The 6,047-nt window shown below is 57.5% G+C and carries 5 protein-coding genes; 1 reads left to right on the top strand and 4 read right to left on the bottom strand.

The window, feature by feature from the left end; all coding sequences use genetic code 11:
• Positions 1–814, bottom strand: an 814-nt coding sequence (locus tag ACR1XY_RS22210) for a sulfotransferase family protein (RefSeq protein WP_480596576.1), incomplete at its 3' end; no start/stop codon positions are given.
• A 141-nt stretch (positions 815–955) separates the two neighbouring features.
• On the opposite strand from ACR1XY_RS22210, the gene ACR1XY_RS22205 reads away from it, so the two are divergent.
• Complete coding sequence (locus ACR1XY_RS22205; protein ID WP_480596574.1) at positions 956–2,533, top strand: DUF5928 domain-containing protein; 1,578 nt, start codon at positions 956–958, stop codon at positions 2,531–2,533.
• A gap of 36 nt (positions 2,534–2,569) precedes the next feature.
• Here ACR1XY_RS22205 and amaB read toward each other — a convergent pair whose 3' ends face one another.
• The 3 genes from amaB to ACR1XY_RS22190 all read right to left on the bottom strand — a co-directional run bounded on the left by amaB (position 2,570) and on the right by ACR1XY_RS22190 (position 5,483).
• Positions 2,570–4,066, bottom strand: a complete 1,497-nt coding sequence (gene amaB / locus ACR1XY_RS22200; RefSeq protein WP_480596582.1) for an L-piperidine-6-carboxylate dehydrogenase — start codon at positions 4,064–4,066, stop codon at positions 2,570–2,572.
• A gap of 18 nt (positions 4,067–4,084) precedes the next feature.
• Complete coding sequence (locus tag ACR1XY_RS22195; RefSeq protein ID WP_480596572.1) at positions 4,085–5,191, bottom strand: saccharopine dehydrogenase family protein; 1,107 nt, start codon at positions 5,189–5,191, stop codon at positions 4,085–4,087.
• 133 nt (positions 5,192–5,324) lie between these two features.
• Positions 5,325–5,483, bottom strand: coding sequence for a hypothetical protein (locus ACR1XY_RS22190; protein WP_480596570.1), 159 nt, complete (start codon positions 5,481–5,483; stop codon positions 5,325–5,327).
• Positions 5,484–6,047: the final 564 nt, after the last annotated feature.

Here is a 6,047-nt window from a genome sequence, read left to right as displayed (position 1 = left end):
CGCCGAGTTTGGCGTGGACCTCATCCAGGTCAATTTCACCAATCGGCATCTTGTTCGACGGGTTTTCGAAATCGTATTTGAACAGGTCGAAATCCTGTTTGTAGATTTCATACACCAGATGCATCGACAGATCGTCGAAATAATCTTCAACCGGGTGGCCGCGTTTTGGTCCGTGGCCTTCGGATTCATTGAACCGAGGGATGTCTGACAGGTTCACCGCGTGCGGTGTTTCGAGATTGTCCAGAACACCCTGCATCCCATCGTTGAAATTCTCGGTCCAGAATATCCGGTCATACCGCCCACCATTTGCGATGAAGGTCGAGACATGCCCTGACATCGCCGACCAATGGATGTCGGGATCCATCGGCCTACGCCAGCGGATCGTATCCCGCGCGAACAGAAGAAAGCGACGGAAGCTGGCGATTTGGTCGAACTCTCCCTTGCCGTCATCGCCCCCCACTTCGATCCCGTAATTGTAAATCAGCGTCGGGACCAGATTGCCCCGGTAACGTTTTCCGTTCCGCTGAATGCCGCAGATCTTGTCAAAGAACGAACTTAGAATTCGCGTGTAGGGATTGCGCACGCAAGTAAAGGAATAGGACGCGTGGTTGCGTATATTGCCCGAGATTCGGTTCTGGCTATGGTCGAATGCCCATTTGTGCATCCCGTCCTTTGCGTCATGGATATCGCCATCAAAGAACCGGCCATGGTCCGAATAATACATGATCTGCCCGATGGTCGAACAGGCGCATTTCGGCACAACACGGTACACCATGCTTTCACTTTCGGTCATCCATGTACCGGGAAAACCCATTTACTGCGTCTCCTTAAAAGATCAGAACTCGTTAAATTTGCCTGCTTTTGCACCCAAAAAACCAAAAATATTCTGTTTATTCAATCGCCCATCCTCAGTATCACGGAACAAACAGCCTAAAACGGATACCATAGATTCGATATGGCAAAGATTGCCTATATTCTTTTGTGCCACAAAGACCCAGAGGCAATCATTGCACAGGCCGAGCAATTGACCGCCGCCGGGGACTGTATGGCCATTCACTTTGATGCGCGGGCCAACGCCGCGGCCTATGACAGTATCCGCGCCGCGCTTAAAGACAATCCGAACGTTGCTTTCGCGGCAAAACGCATCAAGTGTGGTTGGGGCGAATGGTCTTTGGTTCAGGCAACGCTGAATGCCCTGCAGGCCGCCGTCGACGCCTTTCCCCGCGCCACGCATTTCTACATGTTGTCCGGCGATTGCATGGCGATCAAAACGGCCGAATACGCCCATTGGTTTCTGGACGAAAACGACAAGGACTATGTCGAAAGCCACGATTTCTTTGCCAGCAACTGGATCAAGACCGGCATGAAGGACGACCGGCTGATCTATCGCCATTTCTTCAACGAACGCACCCAGAGCAAACGGTTCTACACCTCATACGACTTGCAGAAACGCTTTGGCCTGACCCGCGACATACCGGCGGATATTCAGGTCATGATCGGCAGCCAATGGTGGTGTCTGCGCCGCCGCACGGTCGAGATGATCCTCGACTTCCTGCAGCAGCGCCCGGATGTGAAACGCTTTTTCTCGACCACCTGGATCCCGGATGAAACCTTTTTCCAGACCCTCGTCCGCCACCTGATCCCGAAGGAAGAGATTGAAAACCGAACCCCCACTTTCCTGATGTTCTCAGATTATGGGATGCCGGTGACCTTCTACAACGACCACTATGACATGTTGCTTGGTCAGGACTACCTGTTCGCCCGCAAAATCAGCCCCGAGGCGCATGAGCTGAAAGAGCGTTTGGGCAAGCTCTACGCCAGCGAAGGTATCGAGTTCAAAATCTCGGACGAAGGTCGCAACCTCTTTGGTTTCCTGACCGGGCGCGGGCGGGTTGGCCGCCGGTTCGGACAGCGGTTTTGGGAGGCCGGCAATACGTTGGGTCCCGAACGCGAAATTTATCTGATTGCCTGCAAAAAATGGCATGTTGCCAAGCGGCTGGTCGATCAGATTAGTTCTGAGACGGATGTTCCTTGCGTCGAATACCTGTTCAACGAGGAAAACACCCCGCTGCCTGATATGGGCGGAATCGAAACGACTCTGCTCAAACGTTCTCGACACCGACGCGCGGTGGTGCGGATGTTGTTCGACCATTTCGGCACCGACAAGCTGGTATTCTGCGTGGACCCGGCCAACCTGGATATCATTCAGGATTTCTGCGCCGATCAGGCCAAGACACATGTTTTGGAAATCGAATGTAGGTATTCAGACGACTACCTGATCGGTCACGCCCGCCGGGTCGGACTGGCTGGCGAAAACAGCCCCACTGAAACGGTCGCACGGCTTGTGCCAACGTTGCGCAATTCACTCAGCTATGAATCCGAACTGATCCGCGGGGCCGGGTTTGACGGGTATTTGCGTATCCGGGAAACCAGCCCGCGCGCCGAAAACGAGGCAGCCGTGGCCGAGTTTCTGGGCGTGTCACAAGACAAGGCACAGGCCGTGATGCGGCTGGATTACCTGTTTGCGGATTGACCCGGCGGGGCCTTCTTGCACCGCCGAGTCCTTCGATCAGATGTCGAATTTGACGCCTTGTGCCAGTGGCAGTTCGGACGAGTAGTTCACGGTGTTGGTCTGACGCCGCATATAGGCTTTCCAAGCGTCCGAACCGCTTTCGCGCCCGCCGCCGGTTTCCTTTTCACCGCCAAAGGCGCCGCCGATCTCGGCACCCGAGGGGCCAATATTGATATTGGCGATCCCACAGTCGGACCCGGCCGCGGTCAGAAACTGCTCGGCCTCGCGCATGTTCAGCGTGAACACGCAGGACGACAGGCCCTGCGGCACGTCGTTCTGTATCTCGATGGCATCGTCGAAGTCATCATACTCCAAAACGTAGAGGATGGGGGCAAAGGTCTCGGTCTTCACCGTAGCCGTCTGGCCGGGCATCTCGACGATGGCGGGTTGCATATAGACGCCGTTGGGCACGTCTTCGGTCACCCGGTCGCCGCCGAACACGGTGCCGCCTTCGGCCTTTGCAGCCTCCAACGCGGTGGTCATCGCCGCGCCCGAAGCCTCGTCCACCAGCGGGCCGATCAGTGTGCCCTCGACCAGAGGGTTGCCGATGGGCAGACCGGCATAGGCCTTTTTCAGACGGCTCACCAGTTCGGCGCGGATCGATTTGTGCACGATCAGCCGCCGCAGCGTGGTGCAGCGCTGACCGGCAGTACCCACAGCCGAGAACACGATCGCCCGCACCGCCATTTCCAGATCGGCCGAGGGGCCAACAATCATCGCATTGTTGCCGCCAAGCTCCAGAATGCACTTGCCGAACCGCTGCGCCACGATGGGCGCGACAGCGCGGCCCATGCGGGTCGAGCCCGTCGCCGAGATGACCGGCACATCCTCGCTGGCCACCAGCGCCTCGCCCAGCGCGGCACCGCCGATCAGGGTTTGCAGCAGGTGGTCGGGCGCATCGCCAAACCGGGCCAGCGCACGTTCGAAAATCTTCTGGCAGGCCATCGCGGTCAGCGGGGTCTTTTCAGACGGTTTCCAGATCACCGTGTCCCCACAAACCAGCGCAATCGCCGCGTTCCACGACCAGACCGCAACCGGGAAATTGAAGGCCGAGATCACACCGACAGGACCCGCCGGGTGCCAGGTCTCCATCATCCGGTGGCCGGGACGTTCCGAGGCGATGGTCAGGCCGTATAGCTGCCGCGACAGGCCGACAGCAAAGTCGCAGATGTCGATCATCTCCTGCACTTCGCCTAGCCCTTCCGAGGTGATCTTGCCCGCCTCCCAACTGACCAGCGCACCCAGATCCTCCTTGGCGGCCCGCAATTCTTCGCCCAGCAGGCGGATTAACTCACCCCGACGGGGAGCCGGGACCGTGCGCCATGCTTTGAACGCCGCTTTAGCATTGGCGAACACCGTGTCCATTTCGGCGGTCTGTGTCTCATGCACTTCGGCCAGAATCGACCCGTCGATGGGCGAGGTCACCTTGAGAGTTCCGCCGGTCAGTTCAGCCTCGGTCAGGTCCAGATTGGCAAGGGTGGTTTGCGCAGTCATAACGATGTCTTTCATATCTCAGGCCGCCTTGTTCTGTTCGGTTACGTCGCCAGCGCGATAGAGCCGGCCAAATTCAGTGTTGAGGAAATCGGACAGGTTCACCTGTTCCTGCCGGACGAAGCCTGTGCTGGGCAGCGACCCCGCCCGCATCAGATCGACCACGCCCAGAACACCTGCGGCGGTGGTGACCTGAATGGCGCTCCAGACCTGTCCGTTGATCGTGCGGGCAAAGCTCTTGTTGATCAGGGATTTCTCGCGAAGAGAGCCGTCGATCAGGCCCTTGGCGGTGCAATAGACCAGAACCACATCCTGATCAGTGCGTGGCAGCGCCGTTTCAAAAATGTCCTTCAGCAGATCCCGGCGGCGTTCCAGCCCCAGATCCTTGAGCAGCAGTTTCAGGATATCGCAATGGCCAGGGTACCGGATCGAGCGATAGGAGACAGCCCGCGCCTTGCCCTCAAGCGTTTCCGGCAACGTGCCCAGCCCGCCAGAGGTGTTAAAGCATTCGTATTCCACCCCGTCATGGCCCAGCATCTCATAGTCTTCCAGCGGCGCGGTTTTCAAACGCTCACCGTTCACGACGGCATCGCAGGGGTTGCAATATTCGTTGATCAGCCCGTCGGTGGACCATGTCAGATTGTATTTCAAAGCATTGGTCGGATAGAGCGGCAAGGCCCCGACCCGCATGTGCAGGCTGTCCAGTTCGTCGAATTCCGACGCCAGTGCCGCCCCGGCGATGCCGACAAATCCCGGAGCCAGCCCACATTGCGGCATGAATGCGGTGGCGCTGTTCCCGGCTAGTTCACGCACGGCGTTGGTCGCGGCAACATCTTCGGTCAGATCAAAGTAATGCGCGCCTGCGGTCTTGGCAGCTTGGGCAATCTTTGGGGTCAGAAAAAACGGTGCCGCCGAAATCACGGCATCGAACCCGGCCAAGCCCTGCGCCAGTTGCGCCTCATCCGCCACATCAATCTGCCGGGTCGCAATCCCCTGCTTGTTGAGCCCCGACAAAGCGGCCAGATCCCGGTCCGCCACGGTGACCGAATAGTTGGATGATGATTGCAGCAGGCTGGCGATCATCTGCCCGATCTTGCCAGCCCCTATGACACAAATGTTCCAGCTCAAAACGCGCCTCCTCTTTCGTTTATTGAAAGTATGAGGCGCGGGCTGTTCAATCCGCAGAGGGTATCTTGACGAAAATGCCGAAAGTTATGTCATTATGACGATGTTTTCGTCACTTCGACTCAAGCGATCTGCGTCATGCACAACGCAACCGCCTCGACCGGGGCGTGGCGCTGGCGGCGCTCATCTCGACCAGCGCCTGTTTCCAGGCGGCAACCACGGCGTGCATCACGTCCGCATCCATGCCACCGACGCAGCCAACCCGGAAGCTCTCCGCTCCGGTCAGCGCTTGCAAGAAGGCCGCAACATCCCTGCACGGACACACAATCATAGGCTTCTTTGCCGTCACCCTGAAGGTTCAGAAGCCGGGCGCGCGGTTCGACTGTAGTGGCGCGAAAATCGCCGTTCCAGTTGCATCAATCGCGCAGCATCGCCTGTTTCCCGGAATAAGAAATCGTCGGTGGCCTCAGCGTCAGCAGGTAGGGCTGTCCGAGTTCGGGGCGGGGTAAGGAAGACATGTCAGACGACCTTGCTCATGGAAGTGACATGGCGAACAGCTATTCGCATGTTCCTGTTTTCACCAGACACTATAGCTTCTCCCTATGAAGACAGGGTGTCAGAATCTGACATCAAAGCTCAGAAAAACGGTGATGTTTCGTCTTTGTTAATTCGTGCAGTCAAATCAGGAACATCCGTGATTTTTGTACCCAAATAAGCTACGGTACAGCCAATTGGGCCATTTTGTTCGCAAAATTTACTGCGACCGCGTGGCCCGGCCAGCGCAGAAAGCCCAGTCGGGCCGGTCATGAGATTCCGTATGACCACAGCAGCCTGACGTAGGCACAAGACACAGCGTTGG

It is taken from the genome of Ruegeria sp. AD11(2025) (assembly GCF_056542405.1).
This window is presented reverse-complemented; position numbering and strand designations above follow the sequence as displayed.